The organism is Brevibacillus aydinogluensis (assembly GCF_961514395.1).
Taxonomy (GTDB): domain Bacteria; phylum Bacillota; class Bacilli; order Brevibacillales; family Brevibacillaceae; genus Brevibacillus; species Brevibacillus aydinogluensis.
Window position 1 is genome coordinate 25,667 of record NZ_OY569118.1, and the last position, 16,310, is coordinate 41,976.

At 56.4% G+C, this 16,310-nt stretch carries 16 protein-coding genes; 15 read left to right on the forward strand and 1 reads right to left on the reverse strand.

From position 1 onward, the window contains the following. Positions 1-58 precede the first annotated feature (58 nt). The 10 genes from ychF (at position 59) to Q7F15_RS00185 (ending at position 9,249) form a co-directional block, all read left to right on the forward strand. A complete protein-coding gene (gene ychF / locus Q7F15_RS00140) occupies positions 59-1,159 on the forward strand; it encodes a redox-regulated ATPase YchF (protein ID WP_171563917.1) in 1,101 nt (366 codons plus the stop codon). A gap of 139 nt (positions 1,160-1,298) precedes the next feature. Beyond that, positions 1,299-1,586, forward strand: coding sequence for a 30S ribosomal protein S6 (gene rpsF, locus Q7F15_RS00145; RefSeq protein ID WP_171563918.1), 288 nt, complete (start codon positions 1,299-1,301; stop codon positions 1,584-1,586). Between the two features lie 29 nt (positions 1,587-1,615). Continuing rightward, complete coding sequence (locus tag Q7F15_RS00150) at positions 1,616-2,074, forward strand: single-stranded DNA-binding protein (RefSeq protein ID WP_171563919.1); 459 nt, start codon at positions 1,616-1,618, stop codon at positions 2,072-2,074. A gap of 57 nt (positions 2,075-2,131) precedes the next feature. Beyond that, entirely contained in the window at positions 2,132-2,362 is a 231-nt protein-coding gene (gene rpsR, locus Q7F15_RS00155; RefSeq protein WP_171563920.1) for a 30S ribosomal protein S18, read from the forward strand. 88 nt (positions 2,363-2,450) lie between these two features. Further along, positions 2,451-3,359: a DUF2232 domain-containing protein gene (locus Q7F15_RS00160; protein WP_171563921.1), complete on the forward strand. Its 909-nt coding sequence runs from the start codon at positions 2,451-2,453 to the stop codon at positions 3,357-3,359. Positions 3,360-3,363: 4 nt separating this feature from the next. Next, positions 3,364-5,301: a DHH family phosphoesterase gene (locus Q7F15_RS00165; RefSeq protein WP_171563922.1), complete on the forward strand. Its 1,938-nt coding sequence runs from the start codon at positions 3,364-3,366 to the stop codon at positions 5,299-5,301. 67 nt (positions 5,302-5,368) lie between these two features. Next, entirely contained in the window at positions 5,369-5,812 is a 444-nt protein-coding gene (gene rplI / locus Q7F15_RS00170) for a 50S ribosomal protein L9 (protein WP_171563923.1), read from the forward strand. Between the two features lie 24 nt (positions 5,813-5,836). Continuing rightward, on the forward strand, positions 5,837-7,186 hold the full coding sequence (gene dnaB / locus Q7F15_RS00175; protein ID WP_304414854.1) for a replicative DNA helicase: 1,350 nt from the start codon (positions 5,837-5,839) through the stop codon (positions 7,184-7,186). 259 nt (positions 7,187-7,445) lie between these two features. Continuing rightward, on the forward strand, positions 7,446-8,732 hold the full coding sequence (locus Q7F15_RS00180) for an adenylosuccinate synthase (RefSeq protein WP_171563925.1): 1,287 nt from the start codon (positions 7,446-7,448) through the stop codon (positions 8,730-8,732). Between the two features lie 313 nt (positions 8,733-9,045). After that, positions 9,046-9,249, forward strand: a complete 204-nt coding sequence (locus Q7F15_RS00185) for a hypothetical protein (protein WP_371808859.1) — start codon at positions 9,046-9,048, stop codon at positions 9,247-9,249. 71 nt (positions 9,250-9,320) lie between these two features. Here the strand turns inward: Q7F15_RS00185 and Q7F15_RS00190 are convergent, their stop codons facing one another. Then, a complete protein-coding gene (locus Q7F15_RS00190; RefSeq protein WP_171563927.1) occupies positions 9,321-9,692 on the reverse strand; it encodes a hypothetical protein in 372 nt (123 codons plus the stop codon). Positions 9,693-9,960: 268 nt separating this feature from the next. On the opposite strand from Q7F15_RS00190, the gene Q7F15_RS00195 reads away from it, so the two are divergent. From Q7F15_RS00195 to Q7F15_RS00215, 5 genes are all read left to right on the forward strand, one after another. Beyond that, positions 9,961-11,457, forward strand: coding sequence for a peptidoglycan DD-metalloendopeptidase family protein (locus Q7F15_RS00195; protein ID WP_171563928.1), 1,497 nt, complete (start codon positions 9,961-9,963; stop codon positions 11,455-11,457). Positions 11,458-11,616: 159 nt separating this feature from the next. Next, positions 11,617-12,324: a response regulator YycF gene (gene yycF / locus Q7F15_RS00200; protein WP_171563929.1), complete on the forward strand. Its 708-nt coding sequence runs from the start codon at positions 11,617-11,619 to the stop codon at positions 12,322-12,324. After that, a complete protein-coding gene (walK, locus tag Q7F15_RS00205) occupies positions 12,321-14,150 on the forward strand; it encodes a cell wall metabolism sensor histidine kinase WalK (protein WP_171563930.1) in 1,830 nt (609 codons plus the stop codon). The genes yycF and walK overlap by 4 nt, the downstream gene beginning before the upstream one ends. Further along, on the forward strand, positions 14,147-15,529 hold the full coding sequence (locus Q7F15_RS00210; protein WP_171563931.1) for a YycH family regulatory protein: 1,383 nt from the start codon (positions 14,147-14,149) through the stop codon (positions 15,527-15,529). The genes walK and Q7F15_RS00210 overlap by 4 nt, the downstream gene beginning before the upstream one ends. Beyond that, positions 15,516-16,292: a two-component system regulatory protein YycI gene (locus tag Q7F15_RS00215; RefSeq protein WP_304414855.1), complete on the forward strand. Its 777-nt coding sequence runs from the start codon at positions 15,516-15,518 to the stop codon at positions 16,290-16,292. Before Q7F15_RS00210 ends, Q7F15_RS00215 begins: the two co-directional genes overlap by 14 nt. Positions 16,293-16,310: the final 18 nt, after the last annotated feature.

Sequence of the window (16,310 nt, forward strand, 5' to 3'; positions counted from 1 at the left end):
TTCAGCCAAATCTATATACTGAAAAGGATATGAGGATGAAAACAAGGAGTGTATATAGATGGGTGCATCTTGTGGCATTGTAGGCCTTCCCAACGTAGGCAAGTCGACTTTGTTCAACGCGATCACGCAGGCGGGCGCCGAATCGGCCAACTATCCGTTCTGTACCATCGACCCCAACGTGGGTATTGTCGAGGTGCCGGACCCGCGCCTGACCAAGCTGACGGAGATCGTGGTGCCGAACAAGGTGGTTCCGACGGCATTTGAGTTTGTGGACATTGCCGGTCTGGTCAAAGGGGCCAGCAAGGGCGAAGGATTGGGAAACCAATTCCTGGGACACATTCGCGAGGTGGATGCGATCGCTCACGTGGTGCGCTGTTTTGAGGACGAAAACATCACGCACGTGGCTGGGCGCGTCGATCCGCTGAGCGACATGGAGACGATCAACCTGGAGCTGATCTTTGCCGACCTGGAGTCGGTCGAACGGCGCATCGACCGGATCGGCCGCAAGGTAAAAGCGGGCGACAAAGAGGCGAAGCAGGAGCTGGACGTGCTGGAACGCCTGAAGGCGGCATTTGAAGAAGGCAAGCCGGCGCGCAGCGTGGAGCTGGACGAGGATGAACGCAAACTGATCCGCGATCTGCATCTGTTGACCATCAAGCCGGTGCTGTACGTGTGCAACGTGGCGGAGGACGGCATTCTTGACGCCGACAACAATCCGCACGTGCAGGCGGTGCGCAAGCAGGCAGCAGAGGAAGGGGCGCAGGTGGTCGTGATCAGCGCCAAGGTGGAGGCGGAGATCGCCGAGCTGGAAGGCGAAGACAAGCAGATGTTCCTCGAAGAGCTGGGGCTGAAGGAGTCCGGTCTCGACCGTCTGATTCGCGCCGCCTACGACCTGCTGGGACTGATCACCTACTTCACTGCCGGCGTGCAGGAAGTGCGTGCGTGGACCATCCGCAAGGGCACCAAGGCCCCGCAGGCAGCGGGAGTGATCCACAGCGACTTTGAACGGGGCTTTATCCGCGCCGAGGTGATCTCCTACGACGACCTGGTGGAAGCCGGTTCCGTGGCGGCCGCCCGGGAAAAGGGCAAGTACCGTCTGGAAGGGAAAGAGTACGTCGTCCAGGACGGCGATGTCATGCATTTCCGGTTCAACGTATAGAACTCAACCTTGCCTCTCAGAAGGCGCTTTGCTATAATACAAAAATGCGAGTATTTATGGAGTGCATGTCCCATGCTTATCTATCTGCACTCGCTCCTTGCCCGTACAGGGCCGCTAAGTCCATAAGGAGGTGAAAGGTATGCGTCAATACGAAGTAATGTACGTATTGCGTCCAGACCTTGAAGAGGAGAAAGTAAAAGCCAACGTTGCTCGTTACCAGGAAGTTGTCACCAACTTCGGCGGCGAAGTGACCAATCTTCAAGAGATGGGCAAGCGTCGTCTTGCGTATGAGATCAAAAAGTTCCGTGAGGGTTACTACGTTTTGATGAACTTCAAGGCGAATCCCGATGCTGTTGCGGAAGCAGAGCGTCTCATGAAAATTAACGACGACGTGATTCGCTACTTGTTTGTTCGTGAAGAGAAGTAATCGTCGTCGCGGGCAGAGGGGGACCCAAGATGAATAAAGTCATTCTCATCGGAAACCTGACGAAAGATCCGGAGTTGCGCTATACGCCAAACGGTGTCGCTGTTGCCACCTTTACCCTCGCGGTGAACCGTCCGCGCCCCAATCAGGCGGGCGAGCGGGAAGCCGACTTCATTAACATTGTCGCCTGGCAGAAACTGGCCGATTTGTGCGCCACGTATCTGCGCAAAGGCAGACAAGCGGCTGTCGAAGGGCGCATTCAGACGCGTTCCTACGACAACAAGGAAGGCAAACGGGTGTACGTGACGGAAGTTGTGGCGGAAAACGTCCAGTTTTTGGGCGGGCGTGGCAGTGAAGGCGCAGGTTACGATCCCGGCTTTGGCGGCGGGAAACCGACCGGCGGCCAACGTGACGACTTTGATCCATTTGGAGATCCCTTTGCCAATGCTGGCAAGCCGATCAACATTTCGGATGATGACTTGCCGTTCTGATTTGAGGTTGCGTTCAATCGTAGAACTTCACATTTCCTGCAAAAGGAGGGACTTTTCATGGCGCGCAAAGGACGTCCGAACAAGCGTCGCAAAGTGTGCTACTTCAAGGTAAACAAAATCAAGCACATCGACTACAAAGACACCGATCTGCTGAAGAAGTTTATCAGCGAGCGCGGCAAAATCCTGCCTCGTCGCGTAACCGGCACTTCTGCGAAGTATCAGCGCATGCTGACCGTAGCCATCAAACGTGCACGTCAAGTGGCACTGCTGCAGTACACGGCTGAATAATTGACACAATGCAAAAGGGGGACACAATTGTGTGGCCCTCTTTTTTCCATATTTGTTGTCATTGCCAGATTTTCAGTGAGGTGTCGCCATGCCTTCAAAAACCAAACAACTGGCGGAGAACGCCGTGCTGTTGGCCATCGCGCTGGTGCTGCTGTTTGTCAGCCTCTACACGGTGCTCGGCGTCGTAACCAGCTTATTGCTTCCGCTGCCGTTCGTGCTGTTGGGCATGAGACGAACGGTCCCGAACATGATTTGGATCGTGACAGGCTTTGCCTTGTTGAGCGGAGTGCTGATCGGGCCGACGACCGGCTTTATCGCGCTTTTGTCCGGGCTGTGGGGCGGCGTCATGGGCGTGATGTACGCCAAGCGCGGGACGGCGCTGTCTGCGATTACGGCGGGAGCCGGCGTGGTGTTTCTCGGATTCGTTTCCTTTTTGGCTCTCGCAACGTTTGTCCTGCATGTCGACTTCCAGGCGGTCATGCGGGAGGCGGCAGCCTTCAAGCCGTCGTTTATGACCAAAGAGCAGTTTGAACAGTCCCTTGCGCTTGGCAAAATGGTATTGCCGGCGTTTCTGGTCATGTTCAGCTACCTGCAGAGCGGCATCACACACGGGCTGGCGCGCTTGATTGGCAAGCGGCTGGGGTACCCCGTGCCCGCCCTGAAGCCGGTGCGCGAGTGGAGCTTTCCCCGCTCCCTGCTGTACTACTATTTTGCTGCCCTGATCGGTCTGTTCGTGGTAGGACAGGAGATGGAGGAAACGTTCTGGTCAAGCGCCGTTCTCAACGTAAAGGTGATGCTGGACGGCGTCTTTGTCCTGCAGGGATTGGCTTTCGTTCTGTTTGCCTGTCATCTGTACGGATGGAAGCGATTAGCCCCGGCGCTTGTTGTCTCTCTATTTATTTTTCCGTTCCTAACTACTATACTTAGCTTATTAGGCATTTTAGATCTGGGGCTGCAATTGCGCAAAAAACTGGAAACAAGAGTGAAGAGGGGCTGAGGAAATGCCCAAATTCCTGTTAAAGCGTTGGTACGGGCTGCATATGGTCCTGGCTCTCAGCTTTAGCTTGTTGCTGTTGGGGATTTTGACGCTGCATCACTGGATGTACGGGGCGATCGGGATTATCTGTCTGATTGGCCTGGTTCTTTATGCCCTGCAAGCGGAAAAAGGCTTTCAACGGGATCTGCGCCTATACCTGGCTACAGTGACGCACCGCGTGAAAAAAGCGGGAGAAGGCGTCATCCAGGAACTGCCGATCGGCATATTGTTGTACAACGAAGATAAGGTAATCGAGTGGGTAAACCCGTTCATGACGAACATGTCGGGAGACGAAATGATGATCGGGAAAAGTCTCCAGGACGTTTTTCCGCATCTGAGCTGGAAACCGGAGCAGAAGCGACTGGAGTTTACCTACAACGAACGTACCTATGAAGTGCTGATCCGGCCCGATGAGCGGCTGCTCTACTTTACGGACATTACCGACATGAAAGAGCTGTCGCTTCGCTACCATCGCGAAAAGGCCGTGCTCGCCATCATTCACCTCGACAATCTGGACGAAGTGGGACAGGTCATGGACGAACAAAGCCGCACTCTGTTATCCACCAGCGTGTCCGGGGTCATTACGGAGTGGGCCAACAAGCACGGCATCTACCTGCGTCGACTCACGGCCGACAAGTTTTTGGGACTAATGGAGCGAGAGACGCTGGACAAATTGGAAGAAAGCCGTTTCGACATTTTGGACGTCGTGCGGGAGATGACGGCCGACAACAAGATACCGCTGACACTCAGTATCGGGGTGGGGGCGGCAGCCGACACGTACATCGAACTGGGACAAATGGCCCAATCCAGCCTGGATATCGCGTTGGGTCGAGGCGGCGACCAGGCCGCGGTCAAAGTGGGCAACAAATTGACGTTTTACGGCGGCAAATCCAACGCCGTGGAGAAGCGCACGCGCGTCCGTGCCCGCGTGATCGCGCACGCGCTGCGCGACCTGATCCACGAAGCAGAGCACGTCATTGTCATGGGACACAAGCAGCCGGACATGGACTCGATCGGCGCGTCGCTCGGGGTGTTAAAGGCGGTGCAGGTCCACAACAAAGAGGCCTACATCGTCATGGACGAAGGCAACTCGTCCGTGGAGCGGCTGATGAAGGAGATCTACGCCCATCCGGAGCTGGCCGACTCGTTCATTACACCGGAGCAGGCGATTCGTCTTGTCACCGGCAGGACGCTGCTCGTCGTCGTCGACACACACCGGCCGTCGCTGGTCATCGAACCGCAGCTATTGCAGGAGACCAGCCGGATCGTGGTGATCGACCACCATCGCCGCTCCGAAGAGTTCATCGAGCCGGTGCTTTTGTACCTGGAACCGTACGCCTCCTCCACATCGGAGCTGGTGACGGAACTGTTGCAGTACCAGAGCGAACGGTTAAACATCGACAACCTGATCGCGACGGCCCTGTTGGCCGGGATCGTGGTGGATACCAAGAGTTTTGCATTCCGCACCGGTTCGCGCACCTTTGAAGCGGCATCGTTTTTGCGCCGGAACGGGGCAGACACGGCGGCTGTTCAGCGCTTGCTGAAGGAAGACTTGCAGCAGTACGTAAAGCGGGCGCGCGTCATCATGAACACGGAGACGTACCGCGACAACATGGCGATTGCCGTGGGCGATCCGAGCGAGGACTTTACACAGGTACAGGTGGCCCAGGCGGCGGAGCAACTGCTGTCGCTGTCCGGGATTGCCGCGTCGTTTGTCGTCGCCAGACGCGCCGATGACACCGTGCTGATCAGCGCCCGATCCCTGGGGGACATCAACGTCCAATCCATCATGGAGCGATTGGGCGGCGGCGGCCACTTGAACGGCGCGGCCACCCAGATCGAGGGCATTTCCCTGCGAGAGGCGGTCAAACGCTTGAAAGAAGCAATCGATGAGGTCGTCTAGGCGCGCGTAAGGCACTGTTGTTACGCTCTGCCCTCGACCAGTATTCGATGAAAAGGGGGAAACGACGATGAAAGTCATTTTTCTGCAAGATGTGAAAGGACAAGGCAAAAAAGGCGAAGTGAAAGACCTGTCGGAAGGCTATGTGCGCAACTTCCTGCTGCCGCGCGGACTGGTCAAGGAAGCGACAGAGGCCAACCTGAAGACGCTGGAAGCGCAGAAGCGCAGCGAGGCAAAACGCAAGGAGCAGGAGAAGCTGGAAGCTCAGGAACTGGCAAAACGGCTGAACGAACTGACCGTGAAAGTAGCGGGAAAAGCGGGAGAGGGCGGCCGCCTGTTCGGCGCCATTTCGAGCAAACAGGTGGCGCAAGCCTTGGAAGAGCAGTTCAACATCAAGGTAGACAAGCGCAAACTGGAGATGGAAGCGATTCGTTCGCTGGGTGTGACGCAAATCAAGGTTAAGCTGCACAACGAAGTGACGGCAACGCTCAAAGTGCACGTGGTGGAAGAATAATCGAGGCAAGCGAGGGGGTGTGACGTGAGCGACCTGTTTTTGGACCGTGTGCCGCCGCAAAACAACGAGGCCGAGCAGTCTGTTCTGGGGGCAGTGTTCTTATCCAAGGAAGCTCTCATCACGGCCATCGAGATTCTTCGACCGGAAGATTTCTACAAGACGGCGCATCAGCGGATTTTTAAAACGATGCAGGACCTCTACGAAAGAGGGGAACCGGTCGACCTCGTCACGGTGACGGCGGAACTGCAGGACCACAAGCTGCTGGACGAAGTGGGCGGCGTCACCTATCTGACGGAAATCGCCAGATCCGTGCCGACGGCGGCCAACATCGAATACTACGCCCGCATCGTCGAGGAAAAGTCGCTGCTGCGCAGGTTGATTCTCACGGCGACCAAAATTGCCAATGACGGTTATTCGCGCGAAGACGACGTCACGCAGATTCTCGCGGATGCCGAGAGATACATCCTGGAAATTGCCCAGAATCGCAACAGCGGGGGCTTTGTCCCGATTCGCGACGTGCTGTTGGAAACCTACGAACGGATTGAATTTCTCAGCCAGAGACGGGGGGACGTGACCGGCATTCCGTCCGGTTACCCGGACCTGGACAAAATGACCTCCGGCTTTCAGCGCAGCGACCTGATCATCCTGGCCGCCCGTCCGTCCGTGGGGAAAACTGCGTTTGCGCTGAACGTGGCGCAAAACGTGGCGGCCCGCGCGGGAGAGACCGTGGCGATCTTTTCGCTGGAGATGGCGGCATCGCAGCTCGTACAGCGGATGATCTGCGCGGAAGGCAACCTGGATGCATCCCGGATGCGGACGGGTTGGCTGGAAGAGGACGATTGGCAGAAGCTGACGATGGCGATCGGAACGCTGGCCAAGGCCCCCATCTACATCGACGATACGCCGGGGATTACCGTGCAGGACATACGGGCCAAATGCCGGCGGCTGCAGGCGGAAAAAGGATTGGGGCTGATCGTGATCGACTATCTGCAGCTCATTCAGGGAGGCGGGCGCGGAGAAAACCGGCAGCAAGAGGTATCGGAAATCTCCCGTACGCTGAAAGGGATCGCCCGCGAGCTGAACGTGCCGATCATCGCGCTCTCCCAGCTGAGCCGTTCCGTGGAGCAGCGCCAGGACAAGCGGCCAATGATGTCCGACATCCGCGAATCCGGCTCCATCGAGCAGGACGCGGATATCGTGGCGTTTTTGTACCGGGACGACTACTACGACAAGGAAACCGAGAACAAAAACGTGATCGAAGTCATTATCGCCAAGCAGCGGAACGGCCCGACCGGAACCGTGGAGCTGGCGTTTTTAAAGGAATACAACAAGTTTGTCAGCCTGGACAACCGCTTTCGCGACATGGCGGGTTGAGCAGCGCACCGCGGTCAGCGAAGGCGGCACAGGCAGGTGCAAGGCCGGACAGCTGTCCGGCTTTTTTTGCTGTGTCCGCATGATAGCGGCAAAAGAGGGATCAGCGGCTGTTTTTCTGAATAAGATAAAAATACCGAACGTATAAACTAACCAAACTCCTAACGTTCGTATTTTCATTGACAAGGTATGAATTGGTTTAGTACACTTAGGGTGTTTCAGGCCCAATCAAGGATATGACGAATGCAGGAGGTGTTTTTCGATGTCAACGGTCGTTGTCGTCGGAACCCAGTGGGGCGATGAAGGTAAAGGAAAGATTACAGACTATCTGGCAGAAAGCGCAGAGGTCGTGGCCCGTTACCAAGGGGGTAACAATGCGGGGCACACGATTATTTTTGATGGAAACAAGTATAAGCTGCATTTGATTCCTTCCGGGATTTTCTATAAAGATAAAATTTGCGTGATCGGCAACGGGATGGTGATCGATCCGAAGGCGCTGGTGGCGGAGCTGGATTACCTGCACGGTTTCGGGTTCTCCACGAAAAACCTGAAAATCAGCGACCGCGCGCACGTCATCATGCCGTACCACATCAAGCTGGACAGCGTGGAAGAAGAGAGCCGCGGCCAAAACAAGATTGGCACCACGCGCAAGGGAATCGGTCCGGCGTACATGGACAAGGCGGCGAGAATCGGCATTCGCATCGCCGATCTCCTGGACAAGGATGAGTTTGCGCGCAAACTGGAGCGCAATTTGGCCGAGAAGAACCGCCTGCTGGAGAAAATGTACAATACCAGCGGCTTTGACCTGAACGAAATACTGGAAGAGTACCTGGGGTATGCGGAGATCATCCGTCCGTACGTCACCGATACCTCCGTGGTGCTGAACGACGCGATCGACCGCGGCAACCGCGTATTGTTTGAAGGCGCGCAAGGGGTACTTCTGGACATCGATCAGGGCACCTATCCGTACGTCACCTCCTCCAACCCGATTGCCGGCGGGGTCACGATCGGTTCCGGCGTCGGTCCGACCAAGATCAACCAGGTGATTGGTGTCGCCAAAGCCTATACCACCCGCGTAGGTGACGGCCCGTTCCTGACCGAGCTGACCGACGCAACCGGCGACTATATTCGCGAAGCGGGATTCGAGTACGGCACAACCACCGGACGTCCGCGCCGCGTCGGCTGGTTTGACAGCGTGGTAGTCCGCCATGCCCGCCGCGTCAGCGGGATCACCGGACTGGCCGTGACCAAGCTGGATACGCTCACCGGCATCGACACCCTGCGCATCTGCACGGCGTACGAGTACAACGGGCAAATTATCGAGTCGTTCCCGGCAAGTCTGAATATGCTGGCCAAATGCAAACCGATCTACGAAGAGCTGCCGGGGTGGAAGGAAGACATTACCGGAGTGCGCAGTCTCAACGATCTGCCGGAAAATGCCCGCCACTACGTGGAGCGCATCACCCAGCTCACCGGCATTCCGCTCTCCATTTTCTCCGTGGGTCCTGACCGCGAACAGACCGTGGTTGTCCGCGGCATCTACGGATAATCAATTTTGTATCAGGCAAATTGCATACGAAAAAGCTGCCGTTTCGGGCAGCTTTTTTATTTTCATTTGTCACCTGATATTTCTGTGACCGGTTTCGCAGTGCGGAGGAAGGGATTTTGCCCCCGTTTGACCAAAACGTCCTGGTCTGTTTGTCCCATTCAGGTCGGAAAGAAGGAGCACTCTTGTCCTGTCGTCTTCGTTTGTGCCCAGGAGGATAAGCAGGGGAAAATTTTTTTGTGGCGGACAGACACAAACCGACTTTGTCTGGGCATATGGTATGGCATACCAAGGGAAAAATGAGGTGGTCGCGATGATGGGATTTGATCAAAAGGCAATGAAACTCCTGGGCAAGAACGTCCAGGTGAAAATGTTCAACGGCTGCGTCATCAAAGGAACCATGACTCATTTTGACAACGGGTATCTCTGCTTCATCACCACATACAAACAGCGGGATGAAGGGAAAACGACGATTCGCCGCCTGGCGCTGAAGGACATCACGTCGATGGTCGAGGTGTGACGTCCCGATGCGTATAAACATACAGCCACCTGCCCAATGAGAGGGAAGGTGGCTTCATTTGCGTTATACGGCTAGACCATGCCGCCGCAGGCGCGGATGATGTCGGTCGCTTCGTCGCCCCGTTCTTCCGGCACGACAGCAGTGAGCAGGATGCTGGCTTCCAGATCGTCGTCGCCGCGGTCGGCCATACCGCTCGCATCCGGGTTGGCCGCTGCCAGAATGCTGGCGTCACGGCCGCTGGGAAAATCGCCTGCCATGGTCATCTTTGCCAGACTGGGGATTTCTCCGGTAATCGGATTGAGAACGTTTTCCACGCCATCGCCGGGAAACTGACCGATCCTGTCGATCTGAACGATGTCGAAACCAGCCTGACGAAGTTTGTCGCGTGCCTGAACAGCCGCTTCCTCGGTCTTGAAACCGGCCAAAATGTTGCGTTCCTTCACGTGTGCTGCTCCTCTCAACGTTTTCTAAGTGAGCACTGCCGCTCTGGTATCCATATGATTCCTGTTAGTCGGTGCGTTTATTCGACAATATTTTACACTTGATGTTGTCGTTATTTTTGTGGTAAAGTCGACATAGTTGGTTTCTTTAGGCAATTTGACAGGCAACTGGAAACATGAGGATAGGCTTTTTGACCTGGTCGGTATTTTTCAAATATTCGGCAAGTACCGGTGCTTGGAAAAGCTGCACTGTTTTCAGGAGGGACAAGGTATGCAATGGGCCGAATGGAAGGCCAAGCTGCTGAAGCGGATGAGCGGCCTCATCCAGAACGGCAGTAAACTGGCAAAGAGCGCGGCGACACGCACAAACGCGTATCTCCGCACCCATAAAAAGCAAACCCTGTCCATCGCGGCAGGATTGCTCCTTACAACTACAATTGGATTATCAGCCTACGGTTACTATACGAGCAACGTCATCACGCTCTATCACGTGAGTGTAGACGGACAGGAAATCGGCGTGGTGAACAGTCCGGACGTGGTGAACAACTGGCTCAAGGCCAAGCTGGCGGAAGAAGAGGACAAGCATGGCCTGAACCTAAAACTTTCCAATTACATAACGTTTACGGAAGAAAAGGTATTCAAAGGCACATACGACAATGCCGCGGCGATTGAGAAACTGGCCGATGTTGCCGGCGTCCAGGTGGAAGCGGTCAAGCTGGTCGTTGACGGCAAAGTGGTCGGCTACGCCGCTGATCGCGAATCGGCGGAGGAAGCGCTGGCCAAGGTGAAGGAAAAGTTCTCCGGCATTCCCGCCTTGAGAGGAAAGCAAGCGATGGTTGCGGCCGCGTCCATGCCGTTGGCGGCGCCTGAAAAGGTCAAGGAAGTGACGTTCAAGGAAGACGTGAAGCTGGAAAGCGACTCGGTGGCGGCGGCGCAGGTGCTTCCGGTGGACGAGCTGGAAGTACTGCTCTCCAAAGGCACGTTGAAAACCGTCACCCATACCGTTGTGCCGGGTGATTGCATCGGCTGCATCGCGCAGAAGTACGGCATCACTTCCAAGGACATTTACGCCAACAACCCGGGGATTACGGAAGACACCGTGCTCCAGTTGGGGCAAAAGATCAACGTGACAGCACTCCGTCCCCTGGTCACCGTACAGGTAAAGGAGGAAGTCTCGCAAAAAGAGGCGATCCCCTTCACTACGCAGATCAAAAACAACGACAAGCTGCCCAAAGGGGAAACCAGAGTGGTCCAGGCAGGACGCGACGGCAGCAAGCTGGTCAGCTACGAAGTGATCAAGGAGAACGGACAGGTGGTTAACCGCAGGGTGCTCAACCAGCAGGTGCTGGTCCAGCCCGTGGCCAAAATTGTGGAACGGGGCACCAAGGTGATACCGTCACGTGGGACAGGCCGTTTTACCTGGCCGGCCAGAGGCCGTATCAGCAGCGGCTTTGGCATGCGCTGGGGCAAACTGCACAAAGGTATCGACATCGCAGGTTCCGGTACGATCCGGGCGGCCGACAACGGCCGAGTCGTATTTGCCGGATGGGATGGCGATTACGGCAAATGCATTCTGATCGACCACGGAAACGGGATGAAGACCCGCTACGGCCACTTGAGCTCCATCAGTGTAAAGGTGGGCCAAGTGGTAGAACAGGGCAAAGCGATCGGCGTTATGGGCTCTACCGGAGATTCCACCGGGGTACACCTCCATTTCGAGGTGATAAAAGGTGGACAAGTTCAAAACCCGTTGCGTTTCCTGAATTAGCACATCCATTGCAAAAAAGGGCGTTCCTCCGAAAATGGAGGAGCCCTTTTCTTGTTGTGAAGGGGCATCCGTAAACAGCGGGTGACAACGATTACCAGGCGCTTGTGGAGGAAAAACGCGAGATCGAGTGGAATCCAATAGAAAGAAGGGGGAGCGGAAATGGCAAAACTCCTGGTTGTGGACGATGAAAAACCGATTGCCGATATATTGAAGTTTACGTTTGAAAAAGAAGGTTATCAGGTGGTCTGCGCCTATGACGGCGAAGAAGCGCTGTTGCAGGTGGAAAACGAAAAGCCGGACCTGATCCTTTTGGATGTGATGCTCCCCGGCCGGGACGGGATGGACGTCTGCAGGGTGGTGCGGCAAACCTGCGACGTGCCAATTATCATGCTCACGGCCAAAGATTCAGAGCTGGACAAGGTGCTGGGATTGGAGCTGGGGGCGGACGATTACGTGACCAAGCCGTTCAGCGCGCGGGAACTGGTCGCCCGCGTCAAGGCCCACCTCCGCCGGCAGAAACCAAAAAACGAGGAGCAGGAAATCCGCCAGATCCGCGTGCACGAGCTGGAGATCGACCTGTATTCGTACACGGTGGAGAAGGCAGGAGAGCCGCTGGACCTGACGCATCGCGAGTTCGAACTGCTCGCATACCTGGCGCGCCATCAGGGACAGGTCTTGACGAGGGAGCACCTGCTGCAGTCGGTATGGGGATTTGACTACTTTGGCGATGTGCGCACCGTCGACGTGACGATTCGCCGGCTGCGCGAAAAAATTGAGGACGATCCCAGCCAACCGAAGTACATCATTACGCGGCGCGGTCTGGGGTACACCATGCGCAATCCGGGTCTGGGAGGAACGGCCGGATGAGACCGCTCCGGCTGTTTACCACGGTCCAGTGGAAAGTGGTCGTCATCTACATGCTGTTGATCTTGATGGCCATGCAGTTTATCGGCGCCTATTTTGCGCGGCAAGTGGAGAGCTACTACCTCAACAACTTCTCGGAGACGGTAAATGCCCAGGCCAGTTTGCTGGCCACCCATCTGGAGGGCTACCTGCGCCCGCGCGACGCCAAGGAACAAAGCGCCGAAGAAGTCAGGCAGGGCATCGACAATTTGATCAACAACCTGGTGAAACTGAACGGAACCAACGTCCAGGTCATCGACTCCAGCGGCACGGTGATCAGCACGACGGAAGACAAGCGCATCCTCGGTCGGCGCACGTCCCAGCCGGAAGTGACGATCGCGCTGTTGGGCACGCGCAGCGAGTCGATGCGGATCGACCCGCGGACCGGAGACCGGGTAAAGATGCTGGTGCTTCCGGTCAAGGGAGACAACATCGTGTACGGGGCCGTGTACATGGTCGCTTCCATGGAAGGCACGTACATGACGATTCGCAAGATGAACGGGATTCTCGCCTCGGGGACGATGATCGCGCTGCTTTTGACGGCCGGATTGGGCGTGGTACTGGCTCGGACGATAACGACGCCGGTCAAGGAGATGACTCGCCAGGCGCGAGCCGTCGCGGACGGTGATTTTAACAGAAACGTACGCGTGTACAGTGAAGATGAAATCGGTCAGCTGGGCATGGCCTTTAACCACATGACCCGGCGGCTGAAGGAGGCCATCCTGCAGCAGGAAGAAGAGCGCGAGAAGCTGGCCAGCATTCTCACCAACATGTCAGACGGTGTGATCGCGGCCAACAGGGATGGGCAGATCATTCTGCTAAACCGATCGGCCGAAGAAATGCTGCAGGTGACGATGAACGAGTGCGTGCAAAAAGGGACGACCCTGCACAACCTTCTGCGGCTGCCGCCGGAGGAAGAGATGCCGCTGTACGCTCAAAACGAACCGCTGTTTATTGAGATGGTGCTGCCCAACAAGGATGTGCTGATTCTGCGCGTGACGTTTACCCCGCTGCAGCATGACAGCGGCAAAAAGGGCGGGATTATCGCCGTGCTGCAGGACGTGACCGAACAGCAGCGGTTGGAGCAGCAGCGCCGGGAATTTGTGGCCAACGTGTCGCACGAACTGCGCACGCCGTTGACCACGATCAAAAGCTACGTGGAAGCGCTCTTGGACGGAGCGGTCGAGGAGCCGGAGCTGTCCAACCGCTTTTTGCGGGTCACGATGTCGGAGACGGAACGGATGATCCGGCTCGTCAACGATTTGCTTCAGCTTTCCCGCTTTGATTCGCAGGGCGTCCGTCTGCACTGCAAGGATGTGGATGCCAACCAACTGCTGCGCTACGCGGTGGACCGTATTTCCCTGTTTGGCGAGCAGCAGGGTGTGCAGCTCAGCCTGGACATCCAGGAAACGCTGCCCGAGGTATACATCGACAAGGACGCGATCAATCAGGTGCTGGACAACCTGCTGTCCAATGCGATCAAGTACACGCCCGCAGGCGGCTCGGTGGTGCTGCGGGCATACGCCAACCGGCATCAAAAACGGGTGTACATCTCAATCGCTGACACCGGCATCGGCATTCCCAGCCGGGATTTGAAGCGCATTTTTGAGCGGTTTTACCGCGTCGACAAGGCGCGTTCGCGCGGACAGGGCGGAACCGGGCTCGGCCTTGCGATCGCCCGCGAACTGGTGCAGGCGCACGGAGCTGAGATTGAGATAACGAGCGAGTTGAATCAAGGAACCACGGTGACGTTCTGGGTGCCATATGCCAAAGGGGGGAAGGCGGGATGAAAAAGTGGAAGGAACCCGCCAAAACCGTGCTGCTCAACCTCCTGGTGCTGACCAGCTTTTGTTTGACCGCGCTGTTGTGGAGCAATCAGCCCAAGTTACAATTTATCGAGCCGGCCCAGTACAAGGAGTCAAAGCCGGTCCGGGAAAAACAATTGGAAGAGCTGGTGACGCCGGAGTCAGTCATTTTCCACTACGGGCAGAACCGGCACACAAAGGCGAACGCGACGGACGGGCAGTATCGCATCATCGTTCAAATGGAAATGCCCAAGTGGATCTTCCTCGACTTCGCTTCGTATCCACTCACGGCAGACAAATGGAGCACAATTGCCCGGGAAAAGCAGGGCGTGGAGATTCGCTTTCGAAGCAGCGTTCCCATGTCCGTCGTAGGCCGTTTGGTGACGATCCGCGATGAGAACGAAACCAGGCTGAAAAGCATCGACCGTTTGTGGCTGTATTACGAGGAACTGGAAGATGTCGTGTACGCCCTGTTCATTTCCACGGAAGAAGAGCGGGTGATGCGGGCGCGCACGTCAATCAGTCCCAAGGATTTGCGCCAGTCTTACCTGCCGACCGGCAACGCGATGCCGGAACAGATCATGAAAATGGTCGGGCCGCCGCGCAACTTGCCTGCGGTGGAGCAGCAATATGCTCTCGGTGACATGTACTATCTGCCCAAAAACCGGACGAGGATGCAGGCGTTTCGCTACAGCTACCATACGTTGACCAACGACCAGCTGATTGACGCCTACTTCCTCGACCGGACGCTGGTCCGCCAAATCATGGAGCGGGACAAAACACTGATTTTTACCGACGGCAGCCGCTCGATCCAGCTGCGTTCCGAACAGCAGGCAATCACCTTTACCGACCCTGTCTTTCAACCGAGCGATCAGGAACTGTCGGATGAGGAAAAGGTCAAAGGGGCGGTTTCATTTATCAACAAACACGTGGGCTGGACAGGCGACTTTCACTTCGAGACAATCAAAAGGAGCTACAACGAAAAAGACGTGATCACGTTCCGGCAGTACGTCGGCGCCTATCCGCTGGTCAGTCAGGACGGTTATCCAATCGACGTGATCCGCATCACCTCGGAGGCGGGGCAGGTGGTGACGCTGGATCGTTCGCTGCTCGGCCTGGAGCGCTACATCGACAACCACGAGTGGATTGTGATGTCCGGACCGGAGATGTTTCAGTATATCCGCGACAAACAGCTGGCGGATACCGAACAGATTACCAACGCGTACCTGGCGTACGAGACCCGAACGACTCCCGATTACGTCGAATTGACGCCAGTCTGGGTCGTGGAGATCGCCAATCGGGCCAATCTGTACATTCCCGCCCGGGTGCAGCGGGGAGGAGGACAGGTACATGGATTGGAGTAGAGCCAAAACCATTTTGATTTGGGCCTTTCTTCTCCTCGATCTGTTTCTCGGCTACCAGGTGTACCAGACCCGGTTCAGCCATTGGCAGAGCCCGTTGGCGGTGCAGGCGGACAGATGGGACATCGAGATGTATCTGAATCAGCAAAATATCTCGCTGGAAGCGGACGTGCCGCAGGAGACGCCGGCGATGACATATCTTGACGCAGAGTACGCTGGCATCAATGCAATCGGTTTGCAGGAAATACCTGGGATACAGGTGACGATGGAAAAAATGGCGCTGGCTGCTCGTCTGGACCCGCCGCTGCAGATCCGCGGACAGTTCACGCCGGGCGAGTTGCTGCGTCAGCTCGGCCCGCGCATGCTGTACGCCGACCAATACACGGCCGATCTGTATCAATCAAGCCAGGGACGGCTGTTGTACTGGCAGACCTACAAGAAGCTGCCGCTCTTTGTGGCTCCGTTGGAAATCTACCTGGAGGACGGCGCGGTCCTCGGGTACCGGCAAACTTACTTAAACCTGCGCAGCCAGGGGGCGTCCCGGCAGGTCATATCGCCGTACACAGCCATCCGCTCGCTGGTGGACAAGCGGATCATTACCCCGGGTGAGCGGATCGAGAGCGTCCGTCTTGGATACTACGGTTCGTACGATGCGGACGTCCAGGTGCTCGCCCCGGTGTGGCGCATCATCCACGACGGCAAGCAGCATTTTGTCAATGCGTTTACCGGCGCGCTGGAACGGCCGCTGGTGACGTCCAAATCGTGAGTGACAGCTTTTGCATTT

Excerpts from the sequence above, each read along its gene's own strand:
- Q7F15_RS00210 (WP_171563931.1), top strand. The coding sequence starts at position 14,147 with ATGAAAAAGTGGAAGGAACCCGCCAAAACCGTGCTGCTCAACCTCCTG.
- rpsR (WP_171563920.1), top strand. The coding sequence starts at position 2,132 with ATGGCGCGCAAAGGACGTCCGAACAAGCGTCGCAAAGTGTGCTACTTC.
- Q7F15_RS00165 (WP_171563922.1), top strand. The coding sequence starts at position 3,364 with ATGCCCAAATTCCTGTTAAAGCGTTGGTACGGGCTGCATATGGTCCTG.
- rplI (WP_171563923.1), top strand. The coding sequence starts at position 5,369 with ATGAAAGTCATTTTTCTGCAAGATGTGAAAGGACAAGGCAAAAAAGGC.
- Q7F15_RS00150 (WP_171563919.1), top strand. The coding sequence starts at position 1,616 with ATGAATAAAGTCATTCTCATCGGAAACCTGACGAAAGATCCGGAGTTG.
- Q7F15_RS00180 (WP_171563925.1), top strand. The coding sequence starts at position 7,446 with ATGTCAACGGTCGTTGTCGTCGGAACCCAGTGGGGCGATGAAGGTAAA.
- yycF (WP_171563929.1), top strand. The coding sequence starts at position 11,617 with ATGGCAAAACTCCTGGTTGTGGACGATGAAAAACCGATTGCCGATATA.
- Q7F15_RS00195 (WP_171563928.1), top strand. The coding sequence starts at position 9,961 with ATGCAATGGGCCGAATGGAAGGCCAAGCTGCTGAAGCGGATGAGCGGC.
- walK (WP_171563930.1), top strand. The coding sequence starts at position 12,321 with ATGAGACCGCTCCGGCTGTTTACCACGGTCCAGTGGAAAGTGGTCGTC.
- Q7F15_RS00185 (WP_371808859.1), top strand. The coding sequence starts at position 9,046 with ATGGGATTTGATCAAAAGGCAATGAAACTCCTGGGCAAGAACGTCCAG.
- rpsF (WP_171563918.1), top strand. The coding sequence starts at position 1,299 with ATGCGTCAATACGAAGTAATGTACGTATTGCGTCCAGACCTTGAAGAG.
- ychF (WP_171563917.1), top strand. The coding sequence starts at position 59 with ATGGGTGCATCTTGTGGCATTGTAGGCCTTCCCAACGTAGGCAAGTCG.
- Q7F15_RS00215 (WP_304414855.1), top strand. The coding sequence starts at position 15,516 with ATGGATTGGAGTAGAGCCAAAACCATTTTGATTTGGGCCTTTCTTCTC.
- Q7F15_RS00160 (WP_171563921.1), top strand. The coding sequence starts at position 2,451 with ATGCCTTCAAAAACCAAACAACTGGCGGAGAACGCCGTGCTGTTGGCC.